The sequence below is a fragment of the Lysinibacillus sp. NPDC056185 genome (assembly GCF_047737915.1).
GTDB lineage: Bacteria > Bacillota > Bacilli > Bacillales_A > Planococcaceae > Lysinibacillus.
Genome location: NZ_JBLLLQ010000029.1, coordinates 35,453 through 57,143 on the forward strand (window position 1 = coordinate 35,453; position 21,691 = coordinate 57,143).

General features: G+C 37.6%; 25 protein-coding genes. 17 read left to right on the forward strand and 8 right to left on the reverse strand.

Translation table 11 applies throughout. From position 1 onward, the window contains the following. Positions 1-26 precede the first annotated feature (26 nt). The 3 genes from pepF (at position 27) to ACMZ42_RS21745 (ending at position 4,804) form a co-directional block, all read left to right on the forward strand. A complete protein-coding gene (pepF, locus tag ACMZ42_RS21735; RefSeq protein WP_415732755.1) occupies positions 27-1,838 on the forward strand; it encodes an oligoendopeptidase F in 1,812 nt (603 codons plus the stop codon). Between the two features lie 596 nt (positions 1,839-2,434). Further along, on the forward strand, positions 2,435-4,123 hold the full coding sequence (locus tag ACMZ42_RS21740; RefSeq protein ID WP_415732756.1) for a DHA2 family efflux MFS transporter permease subunit: 1,689 nt from the start codon (positions 2,435-2,437) through the stop codon (positions 4,121-4,123). A gap of 90 nt (positions 4,124-4,213) precedes the next feature. Beyond that, positions 4,214-4,804: a TetR/AcrR family transcriptional regulator gene (locus ACMZ42_RS21745; RefSeq protein WP_415732757.1), complete on the forward strand. Its 591-nt coding sequence runs from the start codon at positions 4,214-4,216 to the stop codon at positions 4,802-4,804. 257 nt (positions 4,805-5,061) lie between these two features. On the opposite strand, the gene ACMZ42_RS21750 is transcribed toward ACMZ42_RS21745, so the two are convergent. From ACMZ42_RS21750 to ACMZ42_RS21765, 4 genes are all read right to left on the reverse strand, one after another. Further along, positions 5,062-5,871, reverse strand: coding sequence for a DsbA family protein (locus ACMZ42_RS21750; protein ID WP_415732758.1), 810 nt, complete (start codon positions 5,869-5,871; stop codon positions 5,062-5,064). Further along, the gene (locus ACMZ42_RS21755; RefSeq protein ID WP_132363931.1) at positions 5,864-6,271 is read right to left on the reverse strand and encodes a globin; all 408 of its coding nucleotides are present in this window, start codon (positions 6,269-6,271) and stop codon (positions 5,864-5,866) included. The genes ACMZ42_RS21750 and ACMZ42_RS21755 overlap by 8 nt, the downstream gene beginning before the upstream one ends. A gap of 216 nt (positions 6,272-6,487) precedes the next feature. Beyond that, the gene (locus tag ACMZ42_RS21760) at positions 6,488-7,276 is read right to left on the reverse strand and encodes a lytic transglycosylase domain-containing protein (protein ID WP_415732759.1); all 789 of its coding nucleotides are present in this window, start codon (positions 7,274-7,276) and stop codon (positions 6,488-6,490) included. Positions 7,277-7,315: 39 nt separating this feature from the next. Next, the gene (locus tag ACMZ42_RS21765; protein WP_415732760.1) at positions 7,316-7,900 is read right to left on the reverse strand and encodes a CYTH domain-containing protein; all 585 of its coding nucleotides are present in this window, start codon (positions 7,898-7,900) and stop codon (positions 7,316-7,318) included. Between the two features lie 611 nt (positions 7,901-8,511). Between ACMZ42_RS21765 and ACMZ42_RS21770 the strand changes: the two genes are divergently transcribed. From ACMZ42_RS21770 to ACMZ42_RS21795, 6 genes are all read left to right on the forward strand, one after another. Next, the gene (locus tag ACMZ42_RS21770; RefSeq protein WP_370076747.1) at positions 8,512-8,895 is read left to right on the forward strand and encodes a hypothetical protein; all 384 of its coding nucleotides are present in this window, start codon (positions 8,512-8,514) and stop codon (positions 8,893-8,895) included. A 62-nt stretch (positions 8,896-8,957) separates the two neighbouring features. Next, positions 8,958-9,629 carry a GTP pyrophosphokinase family protein gene (locus ACMZ42_RS21775; RefSeq protein ID WP_370076749.1) on the forward strand — a complete coding sequence of 224 codons (672 nt, stop codon included), beginning with the start codon at positions 8,958-8,960 and terminating at the stop codon, positions 9,627-9,629. Then, positions 9,626-10,420, forward strand: coding sequence for an NAD kinase (locus ACMZ42_RS21780; RefSeq protein ID WP_132363921.1), 795 nt, complete (start codon positions 9,626-9,628; stop codon positions 10,418-10,420). The genes ACMZ42_RS21775 and ACMZ42_RS21780 overlap by 4 nt, the downstream gene beginning before the upstream one ends. A gap of 1 nt (position 10,421) precedes the next feature. Further along, positions 10,422-11,330 carry an RluA family pseudouridine synthase gene (locus tag ACMZ42_RS21785; RefSeq protein ID WP_415732764.1) on the forward strand — a complete coding sequence of 303 codons (909 nt, stop codon included), beginning with the start codon at positions 10,422-10,424 and terminating at the stop codon, positions 11,328-11,330. Between the two features lie 757 nt (positions 11,331-12,087). Beyond that, entirely contained in the window at positions 12,088-13,464 is a 1,377-nt protein-coding gene (gene mgtE / locus ACMZ42_RS21790; RefSeq protein WP_415732761.1) for a magnesium transporter, read from the forward strand. Between the two features lie 53 nt (positions 13,465-13,517). Continuing rightward, positions 13,518-13,919 carry a hypothetical protein gene (locus tag ACMZ42_RS21795; RefSeq protein ID WP_370076753.1) on the forward strand — a complete coding sequence of 134 codons (402 nt, stop codon included), beginning with the start codon at positions 13,518-13,520 and terminating at the stop codon, positions 13,917-13,919. A gap of 64 nt (positions 13,920-13,983) precedes the next feature. On the opposite strand, the gene ACMZ42_RS21800 is transcribed toward ACMZ42_RS21795, so the two are convergent. Continuing rightward, a complete protein-coding gene (locus ACMZ42_RS21800; protein ID WP_132363913.1) occupies positions 13,984-14,508 on the reverse strand; it encodes a CotY/CotZ family spore coat protein in 525 nt (174 codons plus the stop codon). Positions 14,509-14,642: 134 nt separating this feature from the next. Between ACMZ42_RS21800 and ACMZ42_RS21805 the strand changes: the two genes are divergently transcribed. The 6 genes from ACMZ42_RS21805 (at position 14,643) to ACMZ42_RS21830 (ending at position 17,946) form a co-directional block, all read left to right on the forward strand. Then, positions 14,643-15,047, forward strand: coding sequence for a YhcN/YlaJ family sporulation lipoprotein (locus tag ACMZ42_RS21805; protein ID WP_370076756.1), 405 nt, complete (start codon positions 14,643-14,645; stop codon positions 15,045-15,047). Then, the gene (gene spoVAC / locus ACMZ42_RS21810; protein ID WP_370076758.1) at positions 15,047-15,502 is read left to right on the forward strand and encodes a stage V sporulation protein AC; all 456 of its coding nucleotides are present in this window, start codon (positions 15,047-15,049) and stop codon (positions 15,500-15,502) included. The genes ACMZ42_RS21805 and spoVAC overlap by 1 nt, the downstream gene beginning before the upstream one ends. Continuing rightward, a complete protein-coding gene (locus tag ACMZ42_RS21815) occupies positions 15,496-16,491 on the forward strand; it encodes a stage V sporulation protein AD (protein ID WP_370076760.1) in 996 nt (331 codons plus the stop codon). The genes spoVAC and ACMZ42_RS21815 overlap by 7 nt, the downstream gene beginning before the upstream one ends. Positions 16,492-16,507: 16 nt before the next feature. After that, positions 16,508-16,867: a stage V sporulation protein AE gene (spoVAE, locus tag ACMZ42_RS21820; RefSeq protein WP_370077030.1), complete on the forward strand. Its 360-nt coding sequence runs from the start codon at positions 16,508-16,510 to the stop codon at positions 16,865-16,867. Positions 16,868-16,932: 65 nt separating this feature from the next. Then, complete coding sequence (locus ACMZ42_RS21825) at positions 16,933-17,136, forward strand: YjcZ family sporulation protein (protein WP_370076762.1); 204 nt, start codon at positions 16,933-16,935, stop codon at positions 17,134-17,136. 561 nt (positions 17,137-17,697) lie between these two features. After that, on the forward strand, positions 17,698-17,946 hold the full coding sequence (locus ACMZ42_RS21830; RefSeq protein WP_132363905.1) for a stage VI sporulation protein F: 249 nt from the start codon (positions 17,698-17,700) through the stop codon (positions 17,944-17,946). Positions 17,947-18,226: 280 nt separating this feature from the next. Here ACMZ42_RS21830 and ACMZ42_RS21835 read toward each other — a convergent pair whose 3' ends face one another. The 3 genes from ACMZ42_RS21835 to ACMZ42_RS21845 all read right to left on the reverse strand — a co-directional run bounded on the left by ACMZ42_RS21835 (position 18,227) and on the right by ACMZ42_RS21845 (position 19,973). Further along, the gene (locus ACMZ42_RS21835; protein WP_370077032.1) at positions 18,227-18,655 is read right to left on the reverse strand and encodes a GNAT family N-acetyltransferase; all 429 of its coding nucleotides are present in this window, start codon (positions 18,653-18,655) and stop codon (positions 18,227-18,229) included. 1 nt (position 18,656) lies between these two features. Continuing rightward, positions 18,657-19,172, reverse strand: coding sequence for a YjcG family protein (locus ACMZ42_RS21840; RefSeq protein ID WP_370076764.1), 516 nt, complete (start codon positions 19,170-19,172; stop codon positions 18,657-18,659). Positions 19,173-19,253: 81 nt separating this feature from the next. Beyond that, the gene (locus ACMZ42_RS21845; RefSeq protein ID WP_370076766.1) at positions 19,254-19,973 is read right to left on the reverse strand and encodes an alpha/beta hydrolase; all 720 of its coding nucleotides are present in this window, start codon (positions 19,971-19,973) and stop codon (positions 19,254-19,256) included. A gap of 112 nt (positions 19,974-20,085) precedes the next feature. Between ACMZ42_RS21845 and ACMZ42_RS21850 the strand changes: the two genes are divergently transcribed. Further along, positions 20,086-20,667 (forward strand): phosphatidylglycerophosphatase A, encoded by a 582-nt coding sequence (locus tag ACMZ42_RS21850; protein ID WP_370076768.1) that lies wholly within the window; start codon positions 20,086-20,088, stop codon positions 20,665-20,667. Between the two features lie 619 nt (positions 20,668-21,286). After that, the coding region (locus ACMZ42_RS21855) for a thermonuclease family protein (RefSeq protein ID WP_415732762.1) at positions 21,287-21,691 on the forward strand (405 nt) is incomplete at its 3' end.

Sequence of the window (21,691 nt, forward strand, 5' to 3'; positions counted from 1 at the left end):
AGCTAACAAATTAAGGGGGCTGGCACATGGCTAGTAATCAAATTTTAGTAAGAAATGAAGTTCCGGAAGAGTTAACTTGGCGCTTGGAGGATATATTTGCAACTGACGCACTATGGGAAGAAGAGTATAAAGAAGTTGGAGAAATTGCAAAAAAGGCATCTAGCTATGCAGGTACTGTAAAAAATGGGGCAGATGCATTATTAGCAGTTCTAACTTATCACGATGATATTTATCAACGAGCGATGAAGCTTTACACGTATGCTCATATGCGTTATGACCAAGATACGACAAATAGCTTCTACCAGGATATGAATAGTCGTATTCAAACATTAGCGACTAGTATCTCAGCTGCCCTATCGTTTTTAACACCTGAGATTTTATCATTGAGTGAAGAAACAATAGAACATTACTTAGCAGAAAACAAAGACTTACAACTGTATAAGCAATCTTTAAAAGAAATAACGATGGCACGTCCGCACGTTTTACCAGCAGAACAGGAAGCATTACTTGCACAAATGTCTGAGGTTACAGGTACTGCTTCAAATACATTTAGTATGTTAAACAACGCAGATATAGTCTTCCCTAAAGTGAAAAATGAAGATGGAGAAGAAGTGCAGCTAACACACGGTAACTATATTAAGTTTCTAGAAAGTAAAGATCGCACTGTTCGTGAAAATGCCTTAAAAGCAATGTATGAAACTTACGGTAACTTTAAAAATACGTTTTCGTCTACAATAACTGGCAATGTTAAAAAGCATAATGTCAGCGCACGTATTCGTAATTATGATTCTGCACGCCACGCAGCAATGTCTAACAACTTCATTCCAGAAAGTGTTTATGACCAATTAGTAGAAACAATCCATAAGCATTTACCAGCTATGCAGCGCTATATCTCATTACGTAAGAAACTTTTAGGTGTGGATGAACTGCATATGTGGGATTTATTTGCTCCACTTGTTAAGGAAGTCGATATGAAAGTCACTTACGACGAAGCGAAGGATATTTTAGTAAAGGCTTTAGCGCCATTAGGTGAGGAATATCAAGGTATTGTTCAAGGTGGTCTTGATAACCGTTGGGTGGATGTCCTAGAAAACAAAGGGAAACGTAGTGGTGCGTACTCTTCAGGTGCTTATGGAACGAATCCATACATTTTAATGAACTGGCAAGACAATGTTAATAATCTGTTTACACTTGCTCATGAATTTGGTCATAGTGTACACAGTTATTATTCACGTAAAACTCAGCCGTTTGTTTATGGTGATTATTCTATTTTCGTGGCTGAAGTAGCTTCGACATGTAATGAAGAACTGTTAAATGATTATTTACTGAAAACAATTGAAGATCCACAACAGAAAATTTATTTATTAAATCATTGGTTAGACGGCTTTAGAAGTACTGTGTTCAGACAAACAATGTTTGCTGAATTTGAACACCTAATCCACCAAATGGATAAGAATGGTGAATCTCTAACAGCGGAGCGTTTAACCGAGGTTTACTATAATTTAAATAAACAATACTTCGGTGAAGATATTGTTGTAGATGAGGAAATCGGCTTAGAATGGGCTCGTATTCCACACTTCTACTATAATTACTATGTGTATCAATATGCTACAGGTAAATCAGCTGCAACAGCATTAAGTAAACAGATTTTAGAAGAGGGTACACCAGCTGTGGAACGTTATATTAATAACTTCTTAAAAGCAGGTTGCTCTGATTTCCCAATTGAGGTATTAAAGGCAGCGGGTGTTGATATGAACGTTGCTAAACCGATTGATGATGCATGTAAAGTATTTGAAGAACGTTTAAATGAGTTAGAAAAATTATTGTTGAATAATTAATTTTGAAGGCTGTAGGTATTTCACTACAGCCTTTTTTCTATGATTAATTAAATAATAAAAATTTAAGGAATAATGATTTTTTTTGATTTCTAAATGGTTTAAAAGTACGTATCTTGAAAAAATACTGTTTGTAATCGCTTTCTATTTGACAAATTTGTGAATCTATCATCGGACTTGTTGCTATATTTACTATTCCATGATAAATTGATTCATGTGAAATAAATCACAAAAACAAACATACACCCCTTTGTTTGAACGTGAACATTTCTCCCATCCCCTTTGTGAAAAAGAAGCGTCACTATCTGTCGAGGATAGTGGCGCTTCTTTGTTTTAAATCTCAATCAAACAGTGAAGTATTCCGATAAATAATAGAGCCTAATCTAAAAATAAAATGAATGCAACCAGTTGCATTCATTTTATTTTTTATTTATAATGCAATCGAACGGTTGCATTTTATTTACATTCAATGGATGTTTAGACACCCATTGAATGTAGAAAAAAAGCCTCCGGCGGATGTCACGGATTGTTTATCTGTGCGAAAGCGAAGTGACAGCAACAATTACGCCAAGGAAAAATTGATGAAAAGAGGCTAGAAAGTGAAGAGTAAACAAAGTTATATGATGCCGGTAATTGCTGCGGCTCTTGGTTTTTTTATGGCTTTATTGGACACCACAATTGTGAATGTTTCTTTGCCAAAAATTACAGCATACTATGAAACTACAATTGATCAAATTTCTTGGGTGATTGATAGCTACAACATTGCATTTGGTGTTGTTTTGCTAACGGCGGTAAGATTTGCAGATCAATTTGGTAGGAAGAAAATATTTCAAATAGGGCTTATTTTGTTTGTAGTTTCGTCAGTTCTATGTGGATTATCACAATCTATTGGGTTATTAATTTTATTTCGGGCGATTCAAGGTTTGGCAGCAGCAATGATTGTTCCAGTATGTGTCCCTTTAGTACTTGTTCATACTCCAGCTGAAAAGGTTGGTGTTGTAACGGCACTATTTGGAATAATGGCTGGGGTATCGACAGCGTTGGGACCGACAATTGGAGGAGTCATCTCGGAGAACTTTTCATGGCAGTGGATATTTTATATTAATGTACCAATAGGGATTTTAGCGGTGAGTTTAATTCATTCTTTTGTACATGAATCGTATGATCCTACTGCCTCTAAGAAGATTGACTGGATGGGTATGATAACAATTAGTATTTCATTGTTTGCACTCATATATGGTCTTTTACAAGTGAAGGAAGTTGGGTGGTCATCACCACTTGTTCTAAGTTGTTTAATTGGCAGTGCTATAGGCTTACTAATGTTTGTAAAGTTTGAATCAAAAAATAAAGATCCAATGCTTCCAGTTCAGTTGTTTAAAAACTATCAATTCGCATGCGGGAATATCGCACTGTTATGTTTAGGAATCGGCATGATGTGTGTCTACTTTTTAATGGCATTTTATTTAACAACAGTAAACGGAATTTCTCAAATACAGGCGGGCTTAATTCTTAGCTCATCTTCTATAGCGACAATGCTCATTACACCTCTTGCAGCTAAAGCAAATAAATGGGGGACATTATGGTTTGGTGTCAGTGGTTATGTACTATTTAGTATAGGAACCTACTTGTTAGGTTTTATTTCATCAGATCAATCGGTTTGGGCTATTGTCGGAGTTTTAATGATTGTTGGTTTAGGATCGGGTTTAATATTTAGCCCATTATCAATAGCACTCATTTTGCAGGTTCCCGAAGAAAAGGCTGGGATTGCATCAGGGTTATTTCAAGTAAGTCGTGTAATTGGAGCTGCGGTTGGCGTGGCCATTTTAGTAGTGATGCTACAGCATATGATGCAGAACGAAATGAAAGCGGCAAAAAATGAAATGATCGAAAAGGTTGAGATAAGTAAACTTAGTGACAATACAAAGGAAAAGCTAAAGCTTCAATTCGAAAATAATAAAAATGAGCTAACAGAAAATAAATCGTCACTACAAGATGTTTTACATAAGCTAACGGACGAAGAGAAAAAAGTACTAAAATCTTCACCAGATAACGCACATGCTGAAATTAAGAAGAGATTTGACATTGAAAGAAAGGAAATAAGAAATCTTTATCCAGCGTTAGAAAAAATAATGAAGGATCATATTTCTTTAGCCTATAAAGCAGTTTTTAGATTTGGAGCAATTGTCATGTTAATTGGTGCTGTTTTCGCTTATTTAAATGGCATAAATGCGAGAAGAATGAAGAAATATATAAGAGAACGAAACTTTGAGGTTGCAATGAAACGTTAATTGAATGCAACTGATTGCTATCAATTTCTAATTCCGATATAATATTGAGCAAATTATGTTCGGAGGAGGAAAGAGGGCATAATGGCAAAGTTGAAAACAAGAGAAAAAATTCTTAATGCTGCTTTGACACTTTTTGGTGAAAAAGGGTTTGCTGGAACTTCGACACGTGAAATTGCTGAACGTGCCGGTGTGAATCACATTACACTTTTTAGACACTTTGGAAATAAGGAGAATTTGTTTCGTGAGAGTGTTATTTCACATAAAACAGACAGAGATTATTTTCCTAAAATAGAAGAGGCGTTTACAGGTGATATAGAGCAGGATCTTAAAATCTTGGCGCAAGCTTATTTTGAAGAAAACATTCCTGTCAAGGAAACTACTTGGGTGCTTATGCGTGAAATTCAACAAGATAAAGAATTTGAAAAAATGTTTTTTGAATACCCAAATAAGCTATTTCATCATTTAGAGAATTATTTAATTAAATTACATGAGCAAGGGAAAATTCCAAAAGGGAACTTTAAATATACAGCGAATTTTTTCTATTCATTGCTGTCGTCAATTTTAGTTTTCCAATTGACGTTACCATATATAAATGAACATATTAATCCGGATATTGATGAGATGATAGATGAGGTTGTGCATTTATTTACTTTAAGTTTGTATAATCCGAAAGAAAGTTAACTTCTTTCTGCAGATGCTTTATGTAACGTAAGTGGAACGGCAGTTACAAGTGTTTTGGTAGCGAAAGCGAAGCGACAGGTACAGAAGTTTCCCACCTCTATGGGTGATGAGATGAATGCAGTTTTAAGTCACTTTTCAGCGGGTGTCCAAACATCCGCTGAAAGAAGTTAAAGAAGAGGCTAAAAAGAAAAATAAAAGCAAGTGAAGTTTTCTTCACTTGCTTTTATTTTGGAGCTTAGAATAATAGTATAATTGCATTATTTAATACGCCACAGTGTAGCGTTATTTGTCTGAATTCGTTCAATCTTTTGTTGCAGCATACGCTTTTTTAATTCGCGTTCAGCGGTTTGTTCTGTTAATGAGTAGATGAAAGCTACTTCATTTGTTGAAAGTGTATGGAATTTTGTGAATAGCTCTTCCATTGTTGGTAATGGCTGACGCACAAGCTGTTCATCCATCATTTCTTGTAAAATATGTTCATAAACTTCATAGGAATAGCTACCACTAACTTTTAGGCCCTCATCTTCAATACATTCATTGAAAAATACAATGCTAGGCACTTCATCAACTTCCATTTCACGTTTAATATATAAATCGCATTGGAAAGCACGTGCTGCTTCCTTTGAACCAAAGTCTGCAGAAAATTCATTCATGTCTAATTGAACATCTTCCGCAATTTTTAACAGCGTAGCATAAGAATTGACATCTTGCTGGTTTAATAATACATATTCTTGTAGTTTCGACAAATAGCGTGCTCCGACACGTTTGCCCTGTAATTCTGCAGCTTTAATAGCGATAGATGGTAGGACAGGATGATTAATGTCGAGTTCAATACCTGATAAACAACCTTTTACACGTTTGCTTAAACAATTCAAAGAGGCAAGCTCTGTACTTAGTACAAAGCGCCATGTAAAGTAATGATTGTACTCTAAATGTAACTTACGAAGAATGGCTTGCATACTATAAGCTTCTGGACAAAGTGGATCTACGAAAATATACAATTCAATAGGCTTATTAGCAGTAGAAATCTCAAGAGTTGGCTTCTGCAGCATTTGAATATTATTCACGTAACAATTCCCCCTCATCGTCATTTGGTGTATTAATCATGTGATGAGCTGTTAATACTAAACGTTGATAATATGTTTCTCGGAACTTCCCTTCCAACCCCACTTCATCCATCGCTTCGGACATACATTCAAGCCAAGCTTGGGCACGATCAGGTGTAATCGGAAAATTCATATGGCGTGCACGCATCATTGGATGCCCATGCTCCTCAGTAAAAAGATTTGGTCCTCCTAAATACTGTGTTTGAAATTGAATTTGCTTGCGTGCTGTCTCTGTCAAATCTTTCGGAAAGATTGGAATAAGATCAGGATGCTGAGCAACTCTTTTATAGAATGCATGGATTAGCTCTGAAAGCTTTTCAGCCCCCAGCTCCTCATAAGGAACAGTGTATTTTCGATTCATAATTAAATGCCCCTTTAATTCTTTATATCGTAAAGTATATTTTTATACTTGGTCATCTTTACAAATGTGAATTTCTTGTGACTACCTTCATTCTATCAACGTCTTTTCGTTAACACAAACAAAGCGCTCTTCCGAAATGTTTTCGCTAAAAAAGCACAAATTTCACCACGTGGGTGAAATTTGCCGAAAAAGACTGTATTAACAATGTTTATGCGATTAAGCTGTATAGTAATTCATCACTTTTTGGACATAATTCTGTGTTTCTTTGAAAGGAGGAATGCCACCATACTTTGTAACGCGTGAAGCTCCTGCGTTATAAGCAGCTAACGCTAATGTAGGATCATTATCAAATTTATCTAGCAATTGACGTAAATATTTTGCGCCTGCCATAATATTTTGCTCAGGATCAAAGGCGTTTGTAACCCCTAAATATTGAGCTGTTTTTGGCATTAATTGCATTAATCCTTGTGCTCCAGCATGGCTAACCACGCTTGAATTAAAATTAGACTCTTGCTTAATCACTGCAGCGATTAGCTTCTCAGGTACATTATATGTAGTTGCTGCCTTTTGAATAATCGAAGCGTATTGGTTCGCACCTGCTAATGAATTGGCATACGCTGTTGAACCAATTACATTATCCGAAACATAGGAGTCGAGCTTTGTACTAGATTGTGTATTTGCTAATGCTGCCTGTACAGCAGATGGTATAAAGACGTCATTAGAACCATTATAAAGTAATGATTGATACGCACTATTTTGCATGTTTTCAGCTAACCCATTTAAACTACTAAACTGGTTCATCAATGACGAAGCGCTTGATACGCCCCCGAGCAAACTAGATAATTTTGCACTGTTAGTAGTAGTTGAGTCGCCTAGCAATTCGCTAATCATATCAGAAAACATAGAATTGCTGTCTGTAAGATTGTTTGACGATGAATTTTCTGAAGATCCTAGTGTTTGTAATGCTTGAATGTCAAGTAAAGTTCTGAGTGATTGAATATCCAAGGAGTTGCCACCCTTTCTTGTATACTAGTTAAGCTACTGTTATTTATTCATTTGTAATGCTTTCATGAAACGTGCGATTTTTTTATCTGTAGCCCGTTTTTCAATACCATATTGCTGTAGAAATTCGTCGAAGATTGCATTTCCTTTTTTTGCATCTTTTGATTCATATTCTACCTCATAATCGTCGCACTGCAAATAGAAAGAATGATCGAATACTAGAAGACCATCCCTATAAGGAATTTCGACACGATCGGTTGTAAGTGAACCAAATACTGCTAAATTTTCTAAAGGAATGTTGAAGAGAGCTAGTCTTTTTGCTACTTCTTGGGCATAAAAACCTTCTCCAACAAGCATTTTCTTAGCTTGCTCAGCAGTTAATTCGTCAGTTGTTTCTAAATGAGCATGCTCTGCATTTTTTTCTTTTAAAGTACATTCAAAATATTTGTCGATTTGTCGAATACGGAGACCACTTTGTAGTTTTCGAATAGCTTGAGAAGGCGTGTCGAAATAATGATTTGTTTGACGATGAATAGCATTTTCGGGAATGTTGAATGCTTGCAATAAGTGTTCGTATTGTTGTTTTGTTAAAAGATTTTTAAATTCTATTTCAAGTTGTTGTGCCATTATGATCACCTGTTTATTTTAATTTTTTATGGGTATTGATTAGGGAAAGGTTCCTCAGCATAGCGTGTGGTTGATTTCCGTTCCAGCTGGGCGCTTTGTTGTTGCTGTCGCTTCGCTTTCGCACAGATAAAACATTTGTTGCTGTCGCTTCGCTTTCGCACAGAGCAAAGCTTCCTGGGGGCGTCGGGCCAACAGGATGTTGGTCACGAAGGCGGTATCACAGGATGTGATGGTTGTAGCCTTCGTTCCTCTATTGGTGATCCCCAAGGAGTCGCCCAGCTTCCACTCCAATCAACTAATATGCATGGCATATATTTTGACGAAATATCATCCCTAATTTCCGATGAAGGACGTTTGTTTTTTGTGCGAAAGCGAAGCATCAGCAACAGCATGATGTTGGTCACGAAGGCGTTATCACAGAAAGTGATGGTTGTAGCCTTCGTTCCTCTATTGCTGATCCCCAAGGAGTCGCCCAGTCGGAACAGAAATCAACTACACGCTATGATAAAAAGTTTAGTTCGTTTTTTCATTGATTTAGTATTTACACACTGCAACTATTTACCCTCTATGCTAAAATAAGAGGAAGAGTACGACGAAAAGGGGAACCGCATGTGCGTAAAATTTATACAATCGAAACATTGAATTTTGAAAACGAGCAACTTCATTTTAGTTTAAACGACATTGAAGCAAATTTACAGTTAAAACCTGCTGCACAATTAATAGCAGACTCTGATGACTTTGCGTTTATTTATTTACTTGATGCAGGAGAGAATTATCATTACTTGCGTTTTCCACCGAGTAGTTGGGATGAACTTGTACATATTTTACAAAAAAAACAAAATCCAAAGCTACAACTAGGTACGGAAGTTATTGAGCTTTCTAATTTTTACGATGAACTGGAAATGCTCGTGTATAATATTGAAGGAAATTACAATTATGGGGCGGAATTTGTCCAAGAGGTGGAACATCACTTCAAGACAATTCTTGCTGAATAAAAAGACAAAACGAACAGACGGTGTTGGTTTTGTTCGATACCGATTGTCGGGAGGTTTTTGCGATGGGACAATGGGAAATATTTTTAAGTCCTTATAAACAAGCAGTAGATGAGTTAAAAGTAAAATTAAAGGGTATGCGTTCACAGTTTGGTATTGTTAATGCAAATTCACCAATTGAATTTGTAACGGGACGTGTAAAACCTTTAGCAAGTATATACGATAAATCATTAGAAAAAGGACTCGCATTTGAGCCTTCTAAACAGCTAGGTGATGAGTTAGGAGATATCGCAGGCTTACGTATTATGTGTCAATTTGTCGATGATATTTCAACAGTTACTGAGCTAATACGTCAACGTAAAGATATGCGTGTAGTGGAAGAGCGTGACTATATTACACATAATAAGCCAAGTGGCTACCGATCATATCATATGATTGTCGAATATCCTGTTGAAACGATACAAGGGAAAAAAGTGGTATTAGCTGAAATTCAAATAAGAACACTAGCTATGAATTTCTGGGCATCTATTGAGCATTCTTTAAATTATAAATATAAAGGCATGTTCCCCGAGGAAATTAAAAATCGCCTTCAAAGTGCAGCAGAGGCCGCCTTCCGATTGGATGAGGAAATGTCGTCCATTCGTAGTGAAATACAAGAAGCGCAGGCCTATTTTAGTGAATACAAAGAAGCATCGAATCCTAATTTACTTTCGGAGAAGGAGCGTGACATAAAATGAAATTTTCCATTCAATCACGTAGAGATGCACAGTCGAACGAATTAATGGAGCTAGCTAAAACGTATTTGCAAGACTTTGGGTTAACTTATGATGAAGAGGCTCCTGAGATTGTCATCTCTATTGGAGGAGATGGCACTTTACTACATGCCTTTCATCGATATGCTCATATGCTACATCAGGTTGCCTTCGTAGGTATCCATACGGGACATTTAGGATTTTATGCGGATTGGAAGCCATCTGAATTAGAAAAGCTTGTTTTGTCCATTGCCAAAAAGGACTTTAATGTTGTGGAGTATCCACTACTAGAGGTAAAGGTGGAACATCATAATGCAGAATCCAATACGTATTTAGCGTTAAATGAAGCAACTATAAAATCACCTGATGTCACGCTTGTTATGGATGTTGAGTTAAATGGTAATCAGTTTGAACGTTTCCGTGGAGACGGTCTTTGTGTGTCAACTCCTTCTGGTAGTACAGCTTATAATAAAGCCCTCGGTGGAGCAATTATTCACCCAACTTTAGCGGCACTCCAAATTACTGAGATAGCATCGATCAATAACCGTGTCTTCCGTACAGTTGGTTCACCACTCATTTTACCAGCACATCATCACTGTGTTTTACGTCCAGTAAATGAACAAAACTTTAATATGACTGTTGATCATTTACAAGTTACGCAAGGCGATGTGAAGTCGATTGCTTTTAATGTAGCAACTGAAAGAGTACGTTTTGCTCGTTTCCGTCCATTCCCATTCTGGGAACGAGTACATGAGTCATTCGTAGCAAATGAGTAAAATGGATACAAGATTTACACTGCATTTTATAGCGGAAAAGGAAGGCCAACTACTAAGAGAGGCCTTAACTGAATGGCGAATCTCCAAGCGGGCTTTAACGGCAATTAAATTTGATGGAGGCTTGCTAACCGTGAATGATGTTGAACGCAATGTTCGACATCATCTTCGCGTTGGGGATCGAGTTGAAGTTAAATTCCCTCCTGAAGAAAAAAGTGAAGGGCTCGCTGTTGAACATGGTGAACTTTCAATTATTTATGAAGATGAAGCGATTTTAGTGCTTAATAAGCCAGCGCATCAGAGTACGATTCCTTCGCGCGAGCATCCAACATATAGCGTAGCTAATTTAGTGTGTGGTCATTTTCAGCAACAGGGTCTAGCATCTACTGCTCATATAGTAACCAGACTTGATCGTGATACTTCTGGCTTGCTGTGCATTGCCAAACATGCTCATATTCATCATTTAACGGGACTTGCACAGCGCAGTGGAGAGATTTCTAGACAATATGAAGCCATTGTACATGGACATGTGGCACAAGATGTACAATCAATTATCGCTCCTATTGGACGCAAGGAGACGAGTATTATTGAGCGAGAGGTACGTGAGGACGGTCAATTTGCACATACAGATGTGTCAATTTTAAGGCATTTTTATTTACAGAATGAACCGATGACACATATACAGCTAAAGTTGCACACAGGGCGTACACATCAAATTCGTGTGCATATGGCCTATGTAGGACATCCACTTGTTGGAGATGAACTTTATGGTGGAAGTCGCGAGCATATAAATAGACAAGCCCTACACTGTGTGTCCTTAAAGATGCTTCACCCGTTGACAGATGAGCGTTTACAATTCAAAAGTAACTTAAATGAAGATATGCAGCGATTATTAATTGACTCCTTAATTTGAAGTTCGGTACAAAACCTATCTATGAACGAAGACTTCATTAGTTCACTAAGAGTGAAAACTATTACTGGATATGTTATATATTTAAGGAGATGTTCGCACAAACGGGCATCTCTTTATCATTTTATAGCCCAGTAAAAGTAATAGGTTTTTCATAACAGCACGTTAACAGTAAAGAAAGTGTTTGTATGAGACCTTGGAGCGAAGCGGGAGGGGAACGAAGGCTAAAAGCATCACGTCCTGTGATAACACCTTCGTGACCAACATCCTGTTGGTCCGACGCCCCCAGGAAGCTTTGCTTTGTGCGACAGCAACATTTTATCTGTGCGAAAGCGAAGCGACAGCAACAAAGCGCCCAGTCGGGACGGAAATCAACCACGCGTTATGATAACAGGTGAAAAATAGAAACGTTTACCCGAAGATTTATCCAATTAGATAGTGGTAATGATGTAGGTTGTTATGTAGTAAAAAAAGGGTTTGCAGAAAAGGCACAATACACTCTATTATATATAAGGTAGATTTACGGCATTGCCCGTATCAATGATTTAACTTATTTCAGCAAATGTTTTCTGTACAGAAAGCAAAGCGACAGGTACAAATGAATTTACTTTTCGGCGGTTGGTCAAACACCCGCTGAAATAATTTAAAGCCTCCGGCGGATGTCACTGAATCGGAAAGGAGTTCTTTGTGCAAGCACAAAGCCGATTCTGGACGCAATTATGCCGAGGCATAATTGATTGCTCGGAAGGAGGGGACAAGCATGATAGAGGAAAGAAATGAAAAGGATGATGTGCAGTTCGACGAGGCACGTTTGCGAGAAATGCTCGAAGCACATGATATTAACGCATTCCGCGATGAGTTTTTAGAGCTTCATCCATATGATCAGGCAACGTTTTATGAGAAGGTGGAACCTGATATAAGGAAGATCATCTATTCGTACTTGTCTCCGACGGAAATGGCTGATATTTTTGAGGCAATCGAAATAGATGATGATGAATACACAGCGTATCTAGCTGAAATGGATCCGTCATATGGTGCAGAAATGCTTTCTCACATGTATGCAGATGATGCTGCAGACGTTTTAAATGAGTTGGATACGAAACAACGTGAAAGCTATTTAGGCATGATGGATGAGGAAATAGCTGAAGAGATCAATGAGTTATTAAGTTATGATGAAGATACAGCTGGTTCTATCATGACGACTGAATATGTAGCGATACCTGAAAATTCTACTGTTCGTTCAGCAATGGCGATTTTACGGAAAGAGGCGCCAGATGCTGAAACCATTTATTATATATTTGTCGTTGATGAAGCACATCGATTAACTGGCGTTATTACGCTTCGTGATTTAATTATTGCTGATGAAGATACCCTTATACGTTCGATTATGAACGAACGTGTTGTGATGGTGCACGCAGGGGATGACCAAGAAGAGGTTGCTCAAATTATGAAGGACTATAACTTCTTAGCAACACCAGTTATTGACGATAAGGGTGAATTACTAGGGATTATTACAGTCGATGATATTATCGACGTTATTGATGAGGAAGCATCGGAAGATTACTCTAAATTAGCGGGTATTTCCGATATGGATAAATTTGATACAACCTCGTTCCAAGCAGCTAAAAAGCGTTTGCCATGGCTTGTCATATTATTATTTTTAGGGATGTTGACAGCAAATTTGATGGGACATTTTGAGGCAACATTAGAACAGGTTGCGTTACTCGCAGTGTTTATCCCTCTCATTTCAGGTACTTCAGGGAATAGTGGAACACAGGCACTAGCGGTAGCTATTCGAGGTATTGCAACAGGAGATGTCGAAGAGCATAGCAAGCTAAAATTACTACTACGTGAAGCCGGTACAGGCTTAATGTCTGGAGTTGTTTGTGGGTTGATTGTGATTGGCATCATCTATGTTTGGAAACAAGAGTTGATTCTTGGAATGCTGGTAGGAGCAGCGCTTTGTGGTTCTATTTTAGTAGCAACACTTGCAGGTTCTTTTATTCCACTACTAATGCATCGTATGAAAATTGACCCTGCTGTCGCATCAGGTCCATTCATTACAACTTTAAATGATATAACAAGTATTTTAATTTACTTAGGTTTGGCGACAGTATTCTTAAGTCAAATAGGCTGAGAACCAAACTTCTTCCTTTTGCATATTGTATGAAAAAAAGGGAAGTGAGTAATGTGGGTCAAGAGCCACGCTTGTTTATAAAGTCACCATCATATTTTCTCAATATTTCTAAGATGCTACATGAGCTTGAATTGGATGAAAGTACGTCAGTGTATAGTAAGGACGGCTATTTCAATGAGCAAACTATTGAAGAAAAAGAAGAAGTAGTTGAAAAAGTACAAATAGATCCGTATTTACTAAAGCAGCTTCAATTTTTAGAGAAGCCTTTTCGGCAAAAAGCCTATCAACCGTTACTTATATGTTTAAAGGATGGTAGAGAATTACGTGGTAGTGCATCTGATGTACAGACCGATTCATTGATGCTTACTTCTTACGAATTAAAGACGCAAGAGATTATCTATTTTGAGGACATAGATCAAGTATTATGGCGAGGTAAACAATTACCTACCTTATGAAAAAAGTGTACAGCAGAGGATGCTGTACACTTTTTTTATGTGTAGTGTGTCAAAGGTGAAAAGACTATTCACAAATCCCTAAGTCAACATCAGCAATACATTGTACAGCGCAGAAGCATGATAAGTCTACAGTGATACAGCTCTCAGTTGAATTCCAATCATCTACTTTACATATTTTTTTCATGTTGACACAGCAGCCATCTCGACTTAATAGATCTACTGTACTTTCGCTGGAGTCAAATGAACATAAAGGCTCTAAAACACGCAAAGTAGCGCAGCACTCATCGAACATATCTTCTACACGGAAAAATACTGATGTACATATACATGGATCTGCTGTTGGTGAACTGAAAAATGCTTTAAAAGGAGTACCGTCTTTTGTAATTAACATGAATACACGTGTATCTGCATGAGAGCGTGCAGGACTTACTATGCCTCCAAGTGGTTCTAAGAAACAGTTAGCTGTACATGGTTGACATTCATCTCTCACCGCTTGATTCTGAATGTCTAAAATAGCGCGTACTACGTCACAAACGCAGCCTGCTGAATGGATTGGTCCAATAGGATTTGTTGGCTTGCCACAACCCATATTGTCACCTCCTTTCCTTGTTACTACTTCTACAATATGTGCTTCTGAAAAATGGACTCGGGCTTTCGTATATATAGTTAAATGAATAGTTTTTTTATGGTTGGAGAAACTTTAAAGAAAAGGAGGGTAAAAGCTTGAAGCTGTTAGGAATAATGTTACCTCTATTAGTCAGTTTATCGCTTTTAAGTGGTTGCGGTGAAAAAGAAAAAGTTATTGTCTATGGTTCACCGGAAAATGAAAGGGAAGTTGAAGCCATTTTAAAAGAACAGAAATATGTAGACAAAACAACGGTTATTCAATATGACAATAGTATGCTTGTGGCCGTGCAAATTAAACCATGGGATAAGTGGAAAAAGACTAAATTAGAGAAAAAGTTGCAAAAGAAATTTGATGAAAAATATCCAAACAAAGATGTTTTTGTTTCAGCTGATTATAAAATATTTTATGAAGCCAATAAAATAAAAAGGGAACAAGTTGAAGATAATAAACTGAAAGATAAAATTGTGAAATTAAAAAAGCTTGCAAAGGAGGAAACATAGTGGAAAAAGAACAATACCAGCAATTAGAGCAAAATGTCACGCCAAAACCGCCTTATTTTAAAAATGTTGCAAAGGCGTTTCTAATAGGTGGACTTATTTGTACAATCGGACAGGCCGTATCCCTTTTTTATATGATTTTCTTTGATTTTACCGAAGCGACAGTCGGAAATCCAACAGTTGCAACAATGATATTTTTCGCCATGATTTTAACTGGGTTTGGCTTATATAAAAAAATTGGTCAATTTGCTGGAGCTGGATCAGCTGTGCCTGTAACAGGGTTTGGTAATGCTGTTATTTCAGCAGCCATTGAGCATAGATCTGAAGGATTAGTACTTGGTGTCGGTGGGAATTTATTTAAATTAGCTGGATCAGTTGTATTATTTGGTGTTGTCTCCGCCTTTTTTATAGCACTTATTAAATTCATTCTTGTGACGATAGGAGTGGTTTCATGGTAATTGTCTTTCAATCGAAGCCGTCCTTAATAGCAGGTGGTGTGGTAGCAGGGCCGCTAGAGAAACGTAGTATATTTAGTCAACATTTTGATGCGACCTATGATGATGAGCGTTGGCAAATGAAAACAAATGAACAAGGTCATCGAAAAATGGTTGAAGAGGCCTGTGAATTTGCCATGAAAAAAGCAGGCGTGAAAAATACGGACATTGATTACTTTATGGGCGGCGATTTGGTTAACCAAATGACACCAACCAATTTTGCGGCCAGAGACTTAGACATTCCTTTTATCGGATTATTCTCAGCGTGTGCTACCTCTATATCCTCCGTAATTATTGCGAGCCTGTTAACAGAAGTAGGTGCCTCCAATTTATCGTTAGCCGGTGCATCTAGTCAACATAATGCGGTTGAACGACAATTCCGCTATCCAATCAATTATGGCTCACAAAAGCCCCAAACTGCTCAATGGACGGTAACGGCTGCTGGTTATGCTCTTGTTGGTAAACATCATGAGGAATACCCTTCTATTGAAGCAGCGACTATTGGAAAATCGGTTGATTATGGTATGGATGACCCTTTTCACATGGGTGCAGCGATGGCACCTGCCGCTTTTCAAACCATTCAATCACATTTAGAGCAGCGAAATCAAAAAATTTACCATTATGATCTAATTTTAACAGGTGATTTAGGTCAACTTGGCATAAAACTTTTAAAAGGAATGTTTGTTGAGAGTGGCATAAAGAGTGAAGAGTTAAAACCTTTACGTGATGCAGGTGCTGAGTTTTATGGACAGGATGAAACGTTCCAATCCGGTGCAAGTGGTGCAGGCTGTTCGGCAGCTGTTTTTTTTAGTTACGTGATCCAACAGATGCGAGCAGGTACCTATAAACGAGTACTTCTTGTGGCGACAGGAGCATTACTGTCTCCGCTTTCATTTCAACAGGGCGAGACAATTCCATGTACGGCACATGCGATTGAAATTACAATGAAATGAGGCAAAAGCTATGGTTATGACATTTGTGTTTGCATTTTTTGTAGGAGGCATTATTTGCGCTATAGGTCAATTATTAATGGATGTTGGTAAATTAACACCTGGACATACATTGAGCACTCTTGTAGTAGCTGGTTCGATTCTTGCCGGAATGGGCTTGTATGAGCCACTTATTAATTTTGCTGGTGCCGGTGCAACTGTTCCTATTACATCTTTTGGAAATTCCTTAACGCAGGGTGCAATTGTTGAAGCGGAAAAACATGGGCTTGTAGGTGTGTTAACTGGGATGTTTGAGGTGACAAGCTCAGGAATCAGTGCTGCCGTTGTTTTTGGCTTTATCGGAGCATTAATATTTAAACCTAAAGGAAATGTTAATTAGACGAATACCCCACCCATTTTTACAACGCTAACATATGATAGGTTGTAGAAGGGAGGGGTATTTTTATGGGATATCAAGGCTGGGGTGCGCATCCTTATGGAGGGCATGCTGATGGTTATTACGGAGGAGATTATGGAGGTTACTATGGCGGTCACCACGACGGTTGCCATGACGGTTACTATGGTTACGGACATGGACATAGTTCAACATTTATCTTAATTGTTGTCCTATTCATTCTTCTGATCATTGTAGGTGCCGCTTGCATATAATTTGAATAACTTCTTTCAGCATATCTCTTTTGTACCGAAAGCGAAGCGACAGGTACAGAAGTCTCCCACCTTTATAGGTGGTGAGATGAATGCGGGTTTAGCTATTTTTCAGCGGATGTCCAAACATTTGCTGAAATAGAGGAACTTAGTCTAAGAAAGCCACGTCCTGTGGCAACGACTGAGTGACCAACCTCGTGTTGGCCTAAAGCCTCCGGCGGATGTTACGGAATCGGCAAGGAGTTAGTAAAGGATGTTGCCTAAAATCATCGCATCCATGCGATAACGGCTAACTAACCTGCATCGGTAAAAACGCCACGTCCTGTGGCATTACCGAAATGACCGACATCGTGTCGGCCCTCATGCAGGCCTAAGCACAAAGCCTATTCCGAACGTAATTATGCCGAGGCATAATCGATTGTGACAGTAGATAGAGGCTTTAGCTTTTCTTCAGAGTGCTTCATTTTCTGAATAAAGTTTAAAGCCTTCACTAGTTGTCATATGTTTCGTGCCTGAGAACAACAGTAGGAATAAATTTGAATTTTAACTGATAGGAGGGGGAACATGAATCGCTCGCTTTTTAATTCAATTGAACAAAAAACTGGAGTATCAATGGATGAAATCTTTGCACTAGCAAATGAAATTCAACATGCTGATTTTAAAAATGAAAAGCAAGTAAGAAAAATCGTACGACGCGTAAGTAAAATGTCCAAGAGACAAATTACGCAAGAGCTTGAAGATAAGTTAGTACAATCTATTATTCAAGATGGTAATTCACTAGATTTAGATAAAATTACTAAAATGATGAAATAACATGAATCTACTAGGCAAAGCAATATATCTAAAAGGTTGATTTAAATGGATTTTCATTTATAAATCAACCTTTAAAGCTTTGTATTGCAATAAAAAGGGTGTTACGATATGCTTCAGCATTTTCGTAACACCTATTTGATCAATTATGCCTCGGCTTAATTGCGTCCGTTTTTAGACTGAGTTTCGCTATTACAGCGGATGTTTGGACACCTGCTGTAATAAGCTTAAACTCGCATTTATCTCACCTATAGAGGTGGGATACTTCTGTTGCTGAAAGAAGTTAAATCATTTTTTCCATAGCACGATGTGGGATACCAGCATCCATAAATTCAGGAGATGTTACCGTATAGCCAAGCTTTTCATAAAACGGAATAGCATAGCTTTGTGCATGAAGTTTTAGTTTTTTCTTATTAATTAAAATGGCGTGCTTCTCCATTTCCTTCATTATTAATGCACCTAGTTTTTTACCACGCTGATCTTGTAAAATACAAACACGTTCAATTTTTGCAGCATCGTCCTCGATACTTCGTAAACGCGCAGCACCTACAGGGTCATTGTCTTCATACATAATGAAATGCGTTGCAGATGCATCCTCAGCATCACATTCTAGATGAAGTGGCACACCTTGCTCCTCAACAAAAACTTGCTTGCGGACTGCAAATGCATCCTCATGTTCTTTTGTTGTTTCAACAATCTTTACGTTATACAGATTACTCAGCTCCAGTCAATCGGAAAGTTTCATATGTTGTCCACGAGCCGTCTTCCAATTGATATAAAAGATGAATGCGATCAATTGTATCTTTTTCGTCAACACCTGTCATACGTAATTGCCCAAAGATATCATCGTGCTCGGAATCTGTCATTTTTTGAGCAATAGTAATATGTGGTACAAATACGTGTTTTGACTCACCAAAAGGTACTTTTTCTTCTAGAGCTTGGTGTAATGATGTTAATTGTTCAGTTGGTTCAATACGGAAATAAATCGCATTTGTTGTTGGGAAAAATGAACTTATGCGTAATGCATGAATGTTTAAAGGTGCATAGTTGGCAGCAAGCCCATCTAATTGTTTTACGACAGATTGAATATCTTCTTCCGTTGCATCGAAGCTGTCCTTTAATGTAATATGCGGAGTAATTTTCGCATAATGAGAATCGTAACGTTTTCGATAAGTATTCGCTAGATCTTGTAATTTTTTTGATGGAAATGCCACAATACCATATTTCATAGGCCATTACCTCCCGAAAATAAACAATTTTTTATTTAAGTATAACAGAAATTTCCGATTTCGTAATTTGAATCGTCTAAATTAATTAAAATTTTCAATTAATGCGCGGCGTAAATCAGGTTTCCAATATTTCCATGTATGATTGCCATTAAATTCTTCATAAAATGTAGAGAATCCTTTGTTTAACATGAGATGATGAAGCTGACGATTGGGTGTTAAAAAATCTTTAATTGTTTTATCCATCGTGACAACTTTATCTTCTTCTTTTCCGACAATATGATAAATGGAAATTGCGCCTGGATCTTTAAAATTCTCTACAGCTTGCAAAACATCTTCGTCAACATACGGTGATTGTAAAATGACCTTGCCAAAAATATTTGGGTATTTTAATGCGGCCATTAAGGAAGCGGTTGCAGCCATTGAGTCACCAATGACCCCACGACTCATTCCCACTTGATAGGTTGCATATTCAGCATCTAAATACGGCACAAGCTCATGAGCTAAAAAACGAAGATATGCTTCATGTTGCTCTCCGCTTGGAATATATTTATGACGTCGATCCTTAATGTCCTTATATGGAACGAAGGCAATGATCAAATTTTCGATTTCATAGTCATCGATAAGTTCATCAGCAAGTTTTGTAATACCTCCAAGTTGGAAATAATCTTTTCCGTCTGATGCAATTAAAATATTATATTTATATAGTGGAGAATAATTTGCAGGAACATATATAAATATCTGTAATTCCTCCTGCAATGCTTCACTATAGAACTTTAAATCCTGTACAGTTCCCTTATCCAATGATGACACTCCTTCTCGTGTTTGTAACGAAATTGTACCATATACCCAAAGTAAAGGTATAATAGGTTGGGCTAGCACTATTCTAGCAATAAAATCGAAGTGAGGGATAGTTATGCATGATAAAAATACTCGCATACACTCTGATGAAGTAGCGAAGGCAGCTCAGGCTGCACTTATTCGTCGTGGTGTATCGCTAGAGGATATTGCTAAAATCGTTTATGAAATGCAAAAATCCTATAATGAAGGCTTAACATTAGACCACTGTGTTCATTCTGTCGAGCGTGTATTACGTAAGCGTGAAGTTCAACATGCTTTATTAGTAGGTATTGAACTAGATGAACTTGCAGAGAAAAAGTTATTATCGGCACCGTTACAGCAAATAGTAGAATCCGATGAGGGTTTATTTGGTGTGGATGAAACAATAGCACTTGGATCTGTTTTTACATATGGTAGCATAGCGGTAACAACTTTCGGACACTTAGACAAGCAAAAAATCGGTATTATTAAGAAGTTAGATACAGAACCTGGTCATCATGTAAATACGTTTTTAGATGACCTAGTTGGCAGTATCGCAGCTTCTGCCGCATCCCGTATTGCACATCGTATGCGTGACTTGGAAGAAGAGGGCGGTACATTTGCTGATATTGAGCCCGAAGAGCTAGGACCAAAACCAAAATCACATAATGAGATTTAATAGTAATCATATATATAACAGAGCCTTCTCAATAATTTGAGGAGGCTCTGTTTAAGTTGTAATATGAGTATGGCGCTACGTCAAAACGAGGGTTGATTTCCGTTCCGACTGGGGACGATTCTTGGATGTTATCAGCGATTATCGGCATTTTATCAGCGATCGGCATTCATCGCACGTTTCCTCCGCTTTTGTTGGTTGCTGACGCTAACGCTTTCGCACAGACAAAACCATGTGGTTGCTGTCGCTTCGTTAACACTCCGCATTAGCACAAAAAACATTTGTTGGCCAAAACGGATCATCGGGCCACAATGAACAGAGCATCATCAATAATTTGAGGAGGCTCTGTTTTTTATTATGCTTAGCCGATTGTTTACTCATACACTTAATCAACAAAAATAGATACATAAAATAAGGATATGCAAAGATAGAAAATAGTCAGCTTGTTGAAGTATCTCCAGATTATTGGTTTGCTATTGCAACTACATAACTTGAATGTAGTAGCCTGATATTTTACAATAGAAACATCGTGAAACTTTTTAGGACTTTTGATGAATTATGGATTCTTTTAGAAGCTTCCTTAAAGTGTAATGAAGATGAATAGTTGTGAGGGACCTACTACATGAAAATGCAAGATATAAAAACGTTAATTACGAGTGGTACAATCATTCTTGCCGTTGCATTGTATATGATTTTTGGCAGATCACCAGCCCAAGAAAAAGATGCAACATCGACAAACCAGAATGGTACTATTTCTATTGAACAAGTTGAACAAAAAACAGGAAATAAACGCTTTGATGTAGATTATATTAAAGCATATGATGGTGATACAATTCAGGCGACAATAAATGGCAAGAAACAAAAAATTCGCCTATTGATGGTAGATACACCAGAGATGAATTATAACAAAGGTGAAGCTCAACCTTATGCTGAAGAGGCAAAGGACTATACGATTAAATTGTTAGAACACGCCAAAAAGGTTGAAGCGGTTTACGATGTTGGACCAGAGACAGATAACTATGATCGC

What these genes read in the sequence shown, in the direction of transcription:
- ACMZ42_RS21800 (WP_132363913.1), bottom strand. Translation starts at nt 14,508, where the DNA reads ATGGGTTGTGGCAAGCCAACAAATCCTATTGGACCAATCCATTCAGCA.
- ACMZ42_RS21765 (WP_415732760.1), bottom strand. Translation starts at nt 7,900, where the DNA reads ATGGCACAACAACTTGAAATAGAATTTAAAAATCTTTTAACAAAACAA.
- mgtE (WP_415732761.1), top strand. Translation starts at nt 12,088, where the DNA reads ATGATAGAGGAAAGAAATGAAAAGGATGATGTGCAGTTCGACGAGGCA.
- ACMZ42_RS21755 (WP_132363931.1), bottom strand. Translation starts at nt 6,271, where the DNA reads ATGAATCGAAAATACACTGTTCCTTATGAGGAGCTGGGGGCTGAAAAG.
- ACMZ42_RS21815 (WP_370076760.1), top strand. Translation starts at nt 15,496, where the DNA reads ATGGTAATTGTCTTTCAATCGAAGCCGTCCTTAATAGCAGGTGGTGTG.
- ACMZ42_RS21830 (WP_132363905.1), top strand. Translation starts at nt 17,698, where the DNA reads ATGAATCGCTCGCTTTTTAATTCAATTGAACAAAAAACTGGAGTATCA.
- ACMZ42_RS21840 (WP_370076764.1), bottom strand. Translation starts at nt 19,172, where the DNA reads ATGAAATATGGTATTGTGGCATTTCCATCAAAAAAATTACAAGATCTA.
- pepF (WP_415732755.1), top strand. Translation starts at nt 27, where the DNA reads ATGGCTAGTAATCAAATTTTAGTAAGAAATGAAGTTCCGGAAGAGTTA.
- ACMZ42_RS21850 (WP_370076768.1), top strand. Translation starts at nt 20,086, where the DNA reads ATGCATGATAAAAATACTCGCATACACTCTGATGAAGTAGCGAAGGCA.
- ACMZ42_RS21780 (WP_132363921.1), top strand. Translation starts at nt 9,626, where the DNA reads ATGAAATTTTCCATTCAATCACGTAGAGATGCACAGTCGAACGAATTA.
- spoVAE (WP_370077030.1), top strand. Translation starts at nt 16,508, where the DNA reads ATGACATTTGTGTTTGCATTTTTTGTAGGAGGCATTATTTGCGCTATA.
- ACMZ42_RS21785 (WP_415732764.1), top strand. Translation starts at nt 10,422, where the DNA reads ATGGATACAAGATTTACACTGCATTTTATAGCGGAAAAGGAAGGCCAA.
- ACMZ42_RS21775 (WP_370076749.1), top strand. Translation starts at nt 8,958, where the DNA reads ATGGGACAATGGGAAATATTTTTAAGTCCTTATAAACAAGCAGTAGAT.
- ACMZ42_RS21825 (WP_370076762.1), top strand. Translation starts at nt 16,933, where the DNA reads ATGGGATATCAAGGCTGGGGTGCGCATCCTTATGGAGGGCATGCTGAT.